This is a genomic window from Glycocaulis sp., assembly GCF_050485565.1.
In the GTDB taxonomy this organism is placed as follows: Bacteria; Pseudomonadota; Alphaproteobacteria; order Caulobacterales; family Maricaulaceae; genus Glycocaulis.
In genome coordinates this window covers 17,617-30,537 of record NZ_JBJHBQ010000005.1, presented here as the reverse complement: position 1 = coordinate 30,537, position 12,921 = coordinate 17,617, and the positions used below count along the sequence as shown (strand labels likewise).

Genomic DNA, 12,921 nt, shown 5'->3' with positions numbered 1-12,921 from the left:
TTCCCTCTGACCTCTGGGGGGTGCTAATCCATCCGTATCAGGATATCCGGCGGAGGCGTTCGGCCAGACATGATCGGCATTATCGCGCCATTGCTGGGTGGTCTGGGCCTGTTCCTGCTGGGCATGGCGCTGATGACCGACGGGCTGAAAACGGCCGCCGGTGATGCGCTTCGCTCCATTCTGGGAACATGGACGCGCACCCGCGCAAGAGGGCTGGTGGCGGGTGCCTTCATCACGGCCGCAGTCCAGTCCTCCAGCGCCGTCACGGTTGCCACGATCGGTTTCGTGAATGCGGGTTTGCTGACACTGGCGCAGGCCATATGGGTGGTGTTCGGGGCCAATGTCGGCACCACGATGACCGGCTGGCTTGTCTCGCAAGTGGGGCTGAAGCTGGACTGGGGCGCGCTCGCCCTGCCGCTGATCGGTATCGGTATGATCGCGGGTCTGGCGCTGAAAGCCCGCCCGCGGCTGGGCGGCGCGGCGCAGGCGGCTGCGGGCTTTGGCCTGTTCTTTCTGGGCGTCGGGCTGCTGCAGGAAGCGTTTTCCGGCCTGGCGCCGCAGATTGCCGGTCTCAATCTTGAGGATGCGGGCATATTTGCCATACCGCTCTTCATTCTGGTTGGCGCGCTGCTGACCACGCTCACCCAGTCTTCCAGCGCCGCGATGGCGATCACTCTCACGGCCAGTGCGGGCGGTGCCGTGCCCTTGCCGCTGGCGGCAGCAGCGGTGATCGGGGCCAATATCGGCACCACCTCGACAGCGCTTTTTGCCGCTATCGGCGCTACGCCCGCTGCGCAGCGCGTGGCGGTGGCCCATGTCGCCTTCAATGCCGTCACCGCCATCGGGGCGCTGGCCTTGCTGCCGCTCCTGCTGTGGGCATCTGAAGGCGTGCTGGACGGTGCCCATCTGGTGGACGATACGCCGGGGCGGCTCGCCGCCTTTCACACGCTCTTCAACATTCTGGGCATCCTCCTGATCCTGCCGCTTGCCCCGCGCCTGACGCGCTGGCTGGCGGGCCTGTTCCTGACACCGGACGAGGCCGTCTCCCGCCCGGAATTTCTCGATTCCAATCTGCTACAGACGCCCGCGCTGGCGGTGCGCTCCCTCGCGCTGGAGTGCTGGCGTTTACATGTGCTGGCGCTGGAGCTGGCGGGGGAGCGGCTGGGCGCAGCGCCCGGCGCCCGTGTGCGCCTGTCTCATCGCCATGAGGCGCTGCTGGAACTGACATCGGCCATTCGCGCCTTCCTTGATGAATTTATGACCGGGACAAGCCTTCCGGCCGAGGCGGGCAAGGCGATCTCTGATCTGGTCCGGGCGGTGCATCACGCTGAAGAGGTGCTGGCGGTGAGCGCCGCGCTGCATGCTCTGCCTGCCAGCCGGACCGGTCCGGCGCTGAAACCGTTCTGGGACAGAATGTCCGCTCAGGTGAGAGACAGTCTGGCTGCGGCGGCAGACCGGGAGGCTTTCACCGATACCGATCCGGATGCCGAAGCGGCGTTTCAGGCGCTGAAAACCGCGTTGCTCGAAGCGCTTGCCGAAGGCTCAGCCGCGCTTGCGCCGGTCGATAACGGGCTGGCGCGTGCGCAGCTGATGCGCCGCCTTGCGAAGGCTGCGCGCGATGGCCGGGAACGTCTTGCCCGCTGGCATGATGGCGAGGCGCCGTCACTGGCAGAGGAAGAGGCGCAGTAATACTGCGCCCTGCGTTAAGGGCGGCTAGTGTGGCCGGGGTATCGCCAGAGAGCGGAAGCGTGTCTAGGTGTAGGGCGATGCAAGCGAGGATTGGTTCATGCGTTCTGCGATGATGATTATAAGCCTGGTTTCGGCGTTCAGCCTTCTGGCCTGCTCGCCCGAGCCTGAGGAGATTGCCTTGTCCGATCTTGAGATCACAGCCGTGGACGAACCCTATAGCGCGGAGGCGGATGCCCATGGCGCGCTGGATGCGGCCTATGAGCGCGCAGCGGCGCGCGGCACGCGCGTGCTGGTGAAGTTTGGCGGAAACTGGTGCCCGGATTGCCGGATCTTTGCCGGCATGCTGGAGCTGGCGCCGATTCGTGCCTATGCGGACGCGCACTACGAGATCGTCGCGGTCGATGTGGGCCGGTATGAGCGCAATATGGACGTTGTAGCGCGCTTTGGCCTGGAAGAGCTTGAAGGCGTGCCGACCGTCATCATCACCACGGCAGAGGGCGAGATCATCAATACCGGCACGTCGGCTGAATGGCGCACAGCGCGCGAGCGCAGCGCGCAGGACGTGCTCGATTATCTGACCCTCTATGCCGAGGCCGGGGTGCCCGATGACGCTGCCCGCGCTGTGACACGCCGCCCATGACCGGTCTTCCCTTCGCCGAACTGCACGCCTTTGCCGATGGCGACGCACCCCACACGGGCAATCCGGCGGCTGTGGTGCTGCTGGAAACGCCCCTTGATGATCTGATGCTGGCGGGGATCGCGCGGTCCAACAATCTGTCTGAAACCGCCTATCTTCTGCCTGTGGGCGGCGAGCGTGATCTGTGGTCCTTGCGCTGGTTCACGCCGGGCCATGAAGTGGAATTGTGCGGCCATGCCACGCTGGCCAGTGCGGTCTGGCTGTTTGAAGAGCGCCGTGTACAGGGCGATACGGCGCGCTTTGACACGCTGTCGGGCCGGCTTGAGGTGTCGCGTGCAGGCGATGGGCTGTTCGTGATGGATTTTCCCGCCGTGGCCTGGCAGCCAGCCGGACCGGCACCTGGCATTGCCGAGGCGATGGGTGCGGGCGTCCCGCTGGAAGCCCATGATCTGAGCCGCATCCACGGCAATCGTTATATGATGCTGGTCTATGAGAGCGAGGCGGTCATTGCCGGTCTGAAGCCCGATCTGCGGGCGCTTGAAGAGTCCGGTATCAATGTGCTGGCTACGGCAAGGGGGCAAAGTGCCGATTTTGTCTCGCGCTTCTTCTGCCCGGCTGCGGGCATTTCCGAGGACCCGGTTACCGGCTCGGCGCACTGCACGCTGGCACCGTATTGGGCAGGCAAGCTTGGCAAGACACGCATGACCGCCCGCCAGATCGGCCCGCGCCCCGGCGCGCTGGAGGTCGAGGCACGCGAGAATGGCCGGGTCGCGCTTTACGGCACGGCCCGGCCCTTCATCCAGGGTCAGATACGCCTCTGAGCTGGTAGAGCCCCTAGCGCCGGCCGATAATGATCGGCGCGTGGATGACCTCCACCGGCACGCGGCCCCAGCGCGTTTCAGCAAAGAATCGCTGGCGGCGCGGATCCCAGCGCGCTTCACTCACCGTAACATGGCGGTTCGTGACACCCATGCGCATTTCGGCGCGTGTGGGGATGTAGTTGAACGCGCCGGGCTGGCAGCGCAGCACGTAATTGCGCTGACGGTTCCATTGGGCGTGATGCCGGCTGCGCTGCTGGTGGTAGTGACGCAGCGGGGTGCATGCATTCGCATTCACAACGAAATGGCCCTGCGGCGCGCTCCACCCGCGTGGCTGGTGCCAGCGCTGGGCTTCTGCCGGGGCGGCGCTGGCGGCCACTCCAGCAAGGCCAAGACCGGCGGCAAGGATGAGTGCAACGGGTTTGAACATGGTGCTTGTCCTCTAAGGCAACTAATCCGGCCCGACGGCGGATATGTCTCCCTCGCTTGAGGACAAGCATCGCTGAAGCCTCCTGAACGGCATCTGGACCCGCCGCTCATCTGGCGTTCAGCAAGCTGAACACACCGTGCTTGCTTCCATACTGTCAGTCATGGTCAGGTGACGCGGCTGCACAGCCATGTGATGTGAAGACCGCGCGCGATGAATTGAGGCGGCTCAGGGCATTCGAGGGGAAACAGGGTATGCGGGCTTTTCTGGGCGCACTGGCGCTGGCGGCGGGAATCGCCATTGCGGGCGCTGCCGCTTATTTCGACCGCGCAGATGCCGGGGCGCAGGCGGCCGGCACGGATATGGCTGAAATCGCCGACCCCACCATCCTGACCTCGCGCGACTATGCGCGCATCATCCAGCAATTCCAGAAACCCGTCCCTGAGCGGCCCGGCGATGCCCGCCCTGCCGGCTTTACCGGTGATGATAGCTGCCGCCATGCCAATGACGGGGAATGCGACGAGCCCGGTATCGGCACGGGCGCGTGTCCGGCCGGCACCGATTATTCAGACTGCTGGCGCATTGCCACGGGCCAGGAAGACGATAGCTGCCGCTGGGCCAATGATGGCGAATGCGACGAGCCGGGCTTTGGCACCGGAGCCTGCACGCAAGGTACCGACGTTACCGATTGCGGCGATGTCAGCCATCTGCGCTTTCGCGATGATAGCTGCGAATTTGCCTTTGACGGCGTATGCGATGAACCCGGCATCGGTACGGGGCGTTGCCCGGCGCGCACAGACCGCTCCGATTGTGGCGGCCGCCACCGTCCGTTGACCATCAACGATCATTTCTTCGGCCATGATGACCGAGTGCTGATGGATACGGCGCAATTTCCCTGGAGCGTGATCGGGACGATACAGGCCGACCGGGGCGGCACCTGCACCGCGACGCTGGTTGCGCCCAATGTGATCGCAACGGCGGCCCACTGCATTCACAGGGAAGGCCAGCTTCATGCCGGCGGGGTGTTCACTACCGGCTTTGCGCTGCCCGGCGGGCCGCGTACGGCGCGCACGGTCGATCATCTGATTGACGAGGAGTGGGACAATCAGCGCTTCAGTCAGACCGACGAGATTGACGGCACGGACTGGGCCTTGTTGCGCCTTGACCAGCCGCTTGGCGACGAGCTGGGCTTTGTCGGTGTGCTGGACATCGTCGCCGACCGGGGGGAGCGCGAAGCGCGCAATGCCCGCATCTGGCAGGCGGGGTATTCGTGGGACACCGGTGATAACCTCTCGGGCAATGAAGATTGCCGTATCCTGGTGGCCTATCCGGACGACACGATTTCCCATGATTGTGACACGACGCGGGGCGATTCCGGCTCGCCCTTCATGGTGTATGAGGATGGCGAGTGGCAGGTGATCGCTACGGACTCAAACTTCCGGCGCAATCCGGACGGCCCGTTCATTTACATCTCCTCGCGGTCGAGCCGCTGGGTGCATCTGCTTGATGATTTTGCAGCCGGGCGTATCGGTGCGGGCGGCGTGCGCCCGCAAGGCCCCGGAAAGCCCGGTGCGCCCCGTCCTGTAAAGGTGGAAAACGACGGATCGGAGCGATAGCGCCTAGAACTCGCGCACGATGGAGATGTCGGTGCGGCTATCGCCGTGCACGAAACCCGGATTGGGCTCGAATTCATAGCGATAGCGGTATTGCACGCGCAGCGACCACAGATCGTTGAGCGCTGAATTCAGGCCGAACAGTTGGTCGAACCGGCTGGTGTCGGCGACCAGCAATCCGGTCTCCGAGGTAAAGCTGATCGACTCGGTAAGACGCCAGGCCACATCCGACCCCAGATCCAGCGCGCCTACCGTCTGCGTGTCCCCGCCCGGCTCTGACAGGAAGCGGACACCCGGACCGGCCCGCAAAATCCAGGTGCGGCCGGGGCGGGTGAGGACGCGGTAACCGGCACCCACGCCGGTGAAGGCCGTCCAGTCATAGCTCGCAACCCGGTCGCGCTCGAAATCGGCGGCGGCAAAATAGGTGAAGCGCTCCCCCGCCTCACGTTCGCCGCGCAGCCGGGTGCGCAAATTATCCCGGCCGATTGTGCCGTTCACCTCTGAATAGGCGTAGTCTATGTCGCCCTGAAAGCCCCAGCCGGACAGCTCACGGCGCACCTGAAGACCGAACGTGTAGTCCTCGCGGGAGGTGTTGCCGCTGTCAAAGCGTATGCCAAGGCTTGCCCGGCCCTGCCAGAGTTCCAGCTGTCCGGAGGCAAAGGTGCGGGCAAAACCGACCGGTACGGCAGCCACCGTACCGACAATCCCGTTGGGTGTATAAGCTTCTGACGGGTCGTCTTCTGCGACCTCCTCGACCGCAGCGATGGCCGCATCTTCGGGAAGCTGAGGCGGTTCCAGACCCAGCGCCTGGCGCGCTACATCACCGCGTCCCAGCTCTTCTGCCGCGCGTACGATCTCGTCTGCCGGGCGGGTGAGCGCGATCAGCTGAACGGCGCGCGTAAAGTCTGCGCGCCCTTGCGTATTGGCCGCTTCCAGCAGCTCGGTCAAAATGCCGGGAAGCTGCGCTTCCTGCGCTGCTGCAGTGCCTGACAGAGCGACGGCAATTGCCAGAGCGTGAAGGGCGGGACGCGTGCGGGCGCGAGGCGACATGGGGGTGTCTTCCTTCGAGGGCTTGCAGAGCCAAGATTAAAATCATGCGCCGATGAGGGGTTCTGGCGCACGCAAACCTGTTCTAGCGTGATCACAAGGCCGAGGCCAAACACCCTATGGAGTCGATCTGCATGTCAGAACAGGATAACGAGTTTTCGTCAGCAAACCGTTACAAGGAAACCGGCCCGCTAATCCCGGAATGGACCGGACCGGCCTATCTGGGCGTCGCCATTTTTGCCGCCCTGGTGTTTCTGGTGCTCGATCAGGTTACGGCGGGCGGTGCCCAGATCGCGCTTGTAAAAGTCAGCGGAATCATCCTGCTGGCGATGTACGCTGCTTTTCGCAAGGCGTTTGTGCTCGCGCTGGCGCTGCTCCTGTCATCGGGCGGGGATTTCGCGCTGGCCATGAACCCGCCCGAGATGGAGGCCGGGATCGGCTTTTTCGGCGCGGCCCATCTGGTCTATCTGCTGATTTTCGCCGGGTTCATTGTGAAAGATGGCTGGCGCAAGGATGGTCTGGTGCTGGGGGCGGCCCTCTTGGCCTTTGGTGCTGCGATGTTTGTCTGGCTGCGGCCGGGCATGGGCGAGCTTCTGGTGCCTGCCAGCGCGTATCTGGGCATCATCCTCGCCATGGTGATCGCCGCCGGGCTGGTGCGCGGGCCGCGCCTGATTGTGGCCGGTGCGCTGCTCTTCCTCATCTCCGACAGCATGATTGCCGCACGCCTGTTCCGCGAGACACTGGTCTTTGACGGTCTGGACTGGGGCGGGGTCGCCGTCTGGATCACCTATTTTGCCGCGCAGTTCTGCCTTGCGGTGGGTATCGTCAGACGCAAGCAGGAGGCGGCTGGGTAGGATCAGTTTCCGGCGCGATTTACATGTGGCGCACATGCAAGTATGTTTATCGCATGACGGTGATGGTCCAGATACGCAATGTGCCCGATGCGCTGCACCGCACGCTCAAAGCGCGCGCGGCACTCGCTGGCATGTCCCTGTCCGATTATCTGCTCGCTGAACTGCGCCAGCTTGCCGAGCGGCCAAGCCTTGAGGAATTGCGCGCCCGGCTGCACGCGCGGCCTCCTCTTGCCGCCGATGCCGACATTGCCGCTGCGGTAAGGGCCGAGCGCGACCGCGCCGGATGATCGTTGATGCGTCGGCCCTGCTGGAGGTGTTGCTGAGGTCTCCTGCCGCTTCGCAGCTTGAGACGTTCATGTTCGAGTCAGGCACCAGCCTCCATGCGCCCCATCTCATCGACATCGAAGCCGCGCAGGTGATCCGCAAATTTGCGCTCAGCGGAAAAATCTCCGCCAATGTTGGCGCAGATGCCCTTGCCGATCTTGCGGGCTTCCCCCTGCGGCGGTATCCGCATGATTTTCTGCTGCCACGGATATGGGAGCTGAGACACGCGATCTCCGCCTATGACGCGTCCTACGTTGCGCTGGCAGAGGTTATGGACATGCCATTACTGACGCGCGATGCCCGCCTCGCGGCGTCCGCCAGCGATCTCGTAACGGTGATAAGTTAGGGTCGATACTCAATCAGGTTTGGAGCGTGATATGCGCGAAAATGGTTCACTATCAGGAGCAGGCCCGATGGAAGGGCATTCCCCTTTCGAGGGACTGCGACGCAAGAGTGGGCGATTTTCGCCATACCTCTTCGAGGCGCGGCGGATTTCGCCCCTGACCGCGTCGAGCCGTCCTTGTGGAGGGATGCTTCACGGCAGCCGTCTCTCCTTGTCAGGCACCAGATCCGCTACGCGTCACGCCCGAAACCTGATTGAGTATCGACCCTAGGCCGCCACCAGTCCGCGTTCTTCGGCGAGGCGCTTCATCTCGGTCTGCAGCTTTTCAAACGCGCGCACCTCGATCTGGCGGATGCGTTCGCGGCTGACATTGTAGACCTCGGCCAGCTCTTCGAGCGTCTTGGGCTCCTCGGAGAGGCGGCGTTCCTCGATAATGTGGCGCTCGCGCTCATTGAGCCCGCCCATCGCTTCTTGCAGAAGCGTCATGCGGGTAGAGAACTCGTCGCTCTCGACCAAGCTTTCCTCGGCGTCCTCGGCATTGTCGTCAGACAGCCAGTCCTGCCATTCGGCTTCACCATCCACGCGCATGGGCGCGTTGAGGGAGGCGTCCGGCCCGGACAGGCGCCGGTTCATCGAGATCACGTCGTCGTTCGTGACGCCAAGCTTGGTGGCGATAGTGTCCACCTGATCGGGGTGCAGATCACCCTCTTCGAGCGCCTGCATCTGGCTTTTCATCCGGCGCAGATTGAAGAACAGCTTCTTCTGCGCAGCCGTCGTACCCATTTTCACCAGGCTCCACGAGCGCAGGATATATTCCTGGATGCTGGCGCGGATCCACCACATCGCATAGGTGGCAAGGCGGAAGCCCTTATCGGGGTCAAACTTCTTCACCGCCTGCATCAGGCCGACATTGCCTTCGGAAATCACTTCGGCAATCGGCAGGCCATAGCCGCGATAGCCCATGGCGATCTTTGCCACGAGGCGCAAATGGGAGGTGACGAGCTTGTGCGCGGCCTCGGAGTCTTCATGCTCCAGCCAGCGCTTGGCGAGCATGAATTCCTCGTCCTTTTCCAGCATCGGAAACTTGCGTATCTCGGTGAGATAGCGCGACAGTCCGCCTTCGGGCGACAGTGATGCCAGACGCATGGCGTTCATGTTGGTAATCCTCCCTTGGCGGGCAGTCCGAGCTGGTCCTTGACCAACGCAATAACTGCCGCCCCCGTTTCGCTACGCCGCTTTCGGCGATGCAGCAAAGTCCATTTAGGGTGGCGGCAAGCCGTATGCGAGGGGCAGGGGGTGAAGAAATCCTCACCTCTCAGGTCAAGTTTATAAAACCGGCCCGGATTTGTCCCGTGACGTTTCAGAAAGGCTGGCTTGCCAGAGCGGCGATTCTGCCGGTATCGCTGAGCCCATGGACACTCAATCTGTCACCATCCGGCGCGCTGGCCCCGGCGATGAAGCTGCTCTCGCGCTGGTAGGCGCGGCGAGTTTTCTGGAATCCTATGCCGGTATCATCGACGGGCAGGGCATTATCCGCCACTGTCAGGAGCGCCACGCGCCAGCCGTCTATGCCCGCGCGCTGGCAGATGCGTCGCAGGCGCTGTGGCTTGCCGAAATGGCACCGGGCGGCGCGCCTGTCGGGTATCTCCATCTTGCCGCTCCCGACCTGCCAGTGCCTACAGGGCCAAAGGATATCGAGATCAAGCGCATCTATGTGCTGTCGCGCCTGCAGGGTTCGGGCCTCGGCCGGGACCTGATCAGCACGGCTCTCGACCATGCCCGCACCAACGGCCATTCCAGCATTGTCCTGGGGGTCTACAAGGGTAATGAGCGGGCGCTGGCCTTCTATGGCCGGGCCGGTTTCGAGGCGCTGGGCGAGCGGCAGTTCGATGTCGGCGGCCGCGTCTATTGCGACTGGGTGATGGGCCGGGCGGTCTAGACCCTTCAGCGGAATTTCAGGGAAGCACAAGGGCATTTCGGCCTGCCGCTTGACGTTGTCGCTAATCACGGATAAAAAATATCCGGAATAGGGGGGCGGCGATGAAACTCAGCGACGGTGTGGAGCAGGCCATTCACAGCATCACCATGCTGGCTGGCCTGTCAGATGAGGGGGTGCTGTCGGCGGCAGCTCTGGCAGAATTTCATGGCGTGTCGGCCAGCTATCTGCTCAAGCACCTGCAGGCGCTCTCGAGTGCTGGCATTCTTGACGCGGTCCCCGGTCCCAAAGGCGGGTATCGGCTGGCAAGGTCGCCGGGGCGCATCACGCTGCTGGACATCGTGCTGGCGGTGGAAGGGTCAGGCCCGGCATTTCGATGCAAGGAGATCAGGCGCCGCGGCCCCAACCCGCTCCCTGCCCGGATGTTCACCACACCGTGCAGCATCAATGCCGCAATGCTGCGCGCCGAGAATGCCTATCGGGCCGAGCTTCGGCGCGTCAGCATCGCGGACATTCTGTCGGACCTTGAGACATTCGATGACGGTACGATTGCCGCGAGAAGCTGTCTGTTTTTCGAAGCCCATGAACGGATCTCAGGCAGGAAAGCCTGACGCCAGGACAACTCCCCGCACTGCGAACGAGGATATGTGAGATGAAGGCACGTTTTGATTTTTCCAGAGCTGCACCGGATGCTTTTGCGGCGGTTCTGGCGCTCGACACCTATGTCAGGGAGGGCAGCGGGCTGGACCACCGGCTTATCCATCTCGTCAAGATACGGGCTTCACAGATCAATGGGTGCGCTTATTGCGTGGACATGCATGTGAAGGAAGCGCGCAAGGACGCGCTTGGCGAACAGTGGATCAATCTGATTAGCGTCTGGCAGGAATCGCCTGTCTTTGATGCCCGCGATCGGGCAGTTCTCGCCTGGACCGAAGCGCTGACCAATATCGCGCAAACCCGTGCGCCCGACGCGGATTTCGAACCGTTGCGCGCCTTCTTTTCAGAGGCCGATATCACCAGGCTGTCCGTAGCTATCGGTACGATAAATGTCTGGAACCGCCTCGCGGTCGGGTTCCGTGCGCAGCATGGAGTGGACGCGGCGGAAAAAGCCGCCTGATGTGTCCTGGCGTGCAAGCTGGCGTGATCATGGCCCCGGCGGCCCGGTAAAATCTGGAACCTGACCTGCGCCTGCGCGTTTTCTTTCCACAATGCCGCCAGAGGGATCACCAGATCCGTCTGGCGCTGCCCGCAGAGGAGACGCGCCATGATCGAGAAAGAAAAAACCGAAGCACGCCAGGGCGAACCCGCTCCCAATCACATGACGCGCCATGCCCTTGTCGGCGGTGTCGTGCTTGCCGTGATCGGCATCGTGATCGCTTATATCGTGATTTTCTAGCCGCGCGCGGGCTGGCAGCTCTAGGCTGCCTTGATGCCCGATACGAAGCGCGTCATCTGATCTTTCAGCTCGTCAGAGCGTGAGTTGAGCGTCTTGCACGCTTCGAGCAGTTCGCCTGACGCCGTTGCATTGCCGTCGGAAATCTGGTTCAGCGCCTCGATGGTCGAGGCAATCTGGCTGGCCCCGGCCGCAGCTTCCTGAATGGCGCGGGCAATATCGCCGGTCGCAGCACCCTGCTGCTCGGCCGATGCCGCCACACCGCCCGCCAGCGTATTGAGATCGCCGATACGCTTGACGATATCGGCAATGCGCTCAACCGCATGGCCAGTGGCCGCTTCGATGGCCGTCATCTGCGCCTCGATATCGCCGGTTGCCTTGGCGGTCTGGGTGGCCAGAGCCTTCACTTCGTTTGCGACAACCGCAAAGCCCTTGCCGGCTTCGCCTGCGCGCGCCGCCTCGATGGTGGCGTTGAGCGCCAGCAGGTTGGTCTGCTCGGCGATCCCTTGGATAAGGGTCACGACCTCTCCGACCTTGCCGGCATTATCGGCCAGTGTGCGTACATCGGTATCGGTGGCACGCGCCTGCTCTACGGCCTCGCCGATCAGCGATGAGGCTTCGGAGATCTGCCGGGAGATTTCCTGGATAGACGCAGAGAGCTCTTCTGACGCGGAAGCGACAGATTGCACGTTGGCGGAGGTTTCCTCCGACGCGACGGCGGCCGAGCTGGATTCCTCGGTTGTGCGGGTCGCGTTGGTGTCCACGATCCCAGCTGCAGAGTAGACTTGGGAGGCCGCCTGGATGACGTCGGTCAGCAGGGTGCCGACTTCTGCCTCGAACCGGTCGGCCGTTTCAATCATGGCCTGGCGCTGCATCTCGCGCTGATGGGCCTCGGACTCCTCCTGCTTGGCTTTCAGGGCCTCGGCATCGGCGAGCGCGGTGCGCAGCACCCCGACTGTCGACCAGAGCTGGCCAATCTCGTCGCGCGAGCGCACGGACGGCACCTCAATCGTGAGATCGCCGCCAGCAACCTGCTCAAGAACGTCTGTTACCTTGGTGAGCGGGCGGCTGACCTGAAAAATGGCCACATAAAGCGCAAAGCCAATGCCGCCCAGTACGCCCAGAATGGCGATACCGGTCAGCATGATGAAGCGGGTGCGGTAGAAGCTGGCGAGATCGGCTTCGATAGCATCAAGTTGCGCGCGGTCGCGTCCGACCACGGCGTCGATTTCTTCCTGATAGGCGCGCCGGTTGGAGCGATTGTCCATATTATTGCCCTGCTCATTGGCAAGGGCGGGATCAATGCCGCCAAGGCGGACCGTCTCGGCGCGGAAGGCCCGGAACTCTGCCGTGCGTGTGCGTACTGCTTCGAACAGGACGCGTTCCTCGCCCGAGGCCGGCACCAGAGCGCTCCACTGATCCAGCAGCGTGTCGATCTGGTCCAGCCGGCGCATCAGCCCTTCGCCGAAGGGGGCGGCCTGTTCGGTGGTCTGCGATGCGTAAATTCCGCGCGCCTCCATGACCACACCGGTCACCAGCCGGTTGAGGTGAGCGCCGTGATATGCCCGCGTTGCGGCATTCTCATAGGCGGCTACGCGCGTGTTGTAGGCCTGCATGCTCTGTATGCCGAGCCCGGCCAGAAGGATGGATACGACACCGAGTGCGCCGACGGCGACCATGATCTTGACGCGAATGCTCATGTGAAACTCTCCTGCTTTGCATAGAGCTATGCGCAGGTTCGGGTGAACCAGCGGTAAACCATATTGTTCCCCTGTGCGGTTATCTGCCCTGGAAAGAGATTGGCAGGTGACGGCGGCGCGCAGACAGGGCTAGCTTCGCG

15 protein-coding genes are annotated in these 12,921 nt (G+C 63.2%); 11 read left to right on the top strand and 4 right to left on the bottom strand.

What is annotated here, in order from left to right; genetic code table 11:
* Nucleotides 1–69: 69 nt before the first annotated feature.
* The 3 genes from ACQ5ID_RS06830 (at nt 70) to ACQ5ID_RS06820 (ending at nt 3,147) form a co-directional block, all read left to right on the top strand.
* On the top strand, nt 70–1,689 hold the full coding sequence (locus ACQ5ID_RS06830; protein ID WP_429911710.1) for a Na/Pi cotransporter family protein: 1,620 nt from the start codon (nt 70–72) through the stop codon (nt 1,687–1,689).
* A gap of 109 nt (nt 1,690–1,798) precedes the next feature.
* Nucleotides 1,799–2,329, top strand: coding sequence for a thioredoxin family protein (locus ACQ5ID_RS06825; protein WP_429911709.1), 531 nt, complete (start codon nt 1,799–1,801; stop codon nt 2,327–2,329).
* On the top strand, nt 2,326–3,147 hold the full coding sequence (locus ACQ5ID_RS06820) for a PhzF family phenazine biosynthesis protein (protein ID WP_429911708.1): 822 nt from the start codon (nt 2,326–2,328) through the stop codon (nt 3,145–3,147). Before ACQ5ID_RS06825 ends, ACQ5ID_RS06820 begins: the two co-directional genes overlap by 4 nt.
* A gap of 13 nt (nt 3,148–3,160) precedes the next feature.
* Here the strand turns inward: ACQ5ID_RS06820 and ACQ5ID_RS06815 are convergent, their stop codons facing one another.
* Nucleotides 3,161–3,574, bottom strand: a complete 414-nt coding sequence (locus tag ACQ5ID_RS06815; RefSeq protein WP_429911707.1) for a hypothetical protein — start codon at nt 3,572–3,574, stop codon at nt 3,161–3,163.
* A 251-nt stretch (nt 3,575–3,825) separates the two neighbouring features.
* Here ACQ5ID_RS06815 and ACQ5ID_RS06810 point away from each other — a divergent pair, with 251 nt between their 5' ends.
* Nucleotides 3,826–5,187 (top strand): trypsin-like serine peptidase, encoded by a 1,362-nt coding sequence (locus tag ACQ5ID_RS06810; RefSeq protein ID WP_429911706.1) that lies wholly within the window; start codon nt 3,826–3,828, stop codon nt 5,185–5,187.
* Nucleotides 5,188–5,190: 3 nt separating this feature from the next.
* Here ACQ5ID_RS06810 and ACQ5ID_RS06805 read toward each other — a convergent pair whose 3' ends face one another.
* Nucleotides 5,191–6,234, bottom strand: a complete 1,044-nt coding sequence (locus tag ACQ5ID_RS06805; RefSeq protein WP_429911705.1) for a DUF481 domain-containing protein — start codon at nt 6,232–6,234, stop codon at nt 5,191–5,193.
* 131 nt (nt 6,235–6,365) lie between these two features.
* Here ACQ5ID_RS06805 and ACQ5ID_RS06800 point away from each other — a divergent pair, with 131 nt between their 5' ends.
* From ACQ5ID_RS06800 to ACQ5ID_RS06790, 3 genes are read left to right on the top strand one after another with little or no spacing between them, the layout of a single operon-like run.
* Nucleotides 6,366–7,085 carry a lysoplasmalogenase gene (locus ACQ5ID_RS06800; RefSeq protein ID WP_429911704.1) on the top strand — a complete coding sequence of 240 codons (720 nt, stop codon included), beginning with the start codon at nt 6,366–6,368 and terminating at the stop codon, nt 7,083–7,085.
* A 53-nt stretch (nt 7,086–7,138) separates the two neighbouring features.
* Nucleotides 7,139–7,372, top strand: a complete 234-nt coding sequence (locus tag ACQ5ID_RS06795) for a FitA-like ribbon-helix-helix domain-containing protein (protein ID WP_188452872.1) — start codon at nt 7,139–7,141, stop codon at nt 7,370–7,372.
* Nucleotides 7,369–7,755: a type II toxin-antitoxin system VapC family toxin gene (locus ACQ5ID_RS06790; protein ID WP_429911703.1), complete on the top strand. Its 387-nt coding sequence runs from the start codon at nt 7,369–7,371 to the stop codon at nt 7,753–7,755. Before ACQ5ID_RS06795 ends, ACQ5ID_RS06790 begins: the two co-directional genes overlap by 4 nt.
* A gap of 264 nt (nt 7,756–8,019) precedes the next feature.
* Here ACQ5ID_RS06790 and rpoH read toward each other — a convergent pair whose 3' ends face one another.
* A complete protein-coding gene (gene rpoH / locus ACQ5ID_RS06785) occupies nt 8,020–8,907 on the bottom strand; it encodes an RNA polymerase sigma factor RpoH (RefSeq protein ID WP_429911702.1) in 888 nt (295 codons plus the stop codon).
* Nucleotides 8,908–9,163: 256 nt separating this feature from the next.
* Here rpoH and ACQ5ID_RS06780 point away from each other — a divergent pair, with 256 nt between their 5' ends.
* From ACQ5ID_RS06780 to ACQ5ID_RS06765, 4 genes are all read left to right on the top strand, one after another.
* Nucleotides 9,164–9,691: a GNAT family N-acetyltransferase gene (locus ACQ5ID_RS06780; protein ID WP_429911701.1), complete on the top strand. Its 528-nt coding sequence runs from the start codon at nt 9,164–9,166 to the stop codon at nt 9,689–9,691.
* A 101-nt stretch (nt 9,692–9,792) separates the two neighbouring features.
* Nucleotides 9,793–10,299: an Rrf2 family transcriptional regulator gene (locus ACQ5ID_RS06775; RefSeq protein WP_429911700.1), complete on the top strand. Its 507-nt coding sequence runs from the start codon at nt 9,793–9,795 to the stop codon at nt 10,297–10,299.
* Nucleotides 10,300–10,340: 41 nt separating this feature from the next.
* Nucleotides 10,341–10,805 (top strand): carboxymuconolactone decarboxylase family protein, encoded by a 465-nt coding sequence (locus tag ACQ5ID_RS06770; RefSeq protein ID WP_429911699.1) that lies wholly within the window; start codon nt 10,341–10,343, stop codon nt 10,803–10,805.
* A 147-nt stretch (nt 10,806–10,952) separates the two neighbouring features.
* Nucleotides 10,953–11,084, top strand: coding sequence for a hypothetical protein (locus ACQ5ID_RS06765; RefSeq protein WP_257791270.1), 132 nt, complete (start codon nt 10,953–10,955; stop codon nt 11,082–11,084).
* 20 nt (nt 11,085–11,104) lie between these two features.
* Here ACQ5ID_RS06765 and ACQ5ID_RS06760 read toward each other — a convergent pair whose 3' ends face one another.
* On the bottom strand, nt 11,105–12,781 hold the full coding sequence (locus ACQ5ID_RS06760; RefSeq protein ID WP_429911698.1) for a methyl-accepting chemotaxis protein: 1,677 nt from the start codon (nt 12,779–12,781) through the stop codon (nt 11,105–11,107).
* Nucleotides 12,782–12,921: the final 140 nt, after the last annotated feature.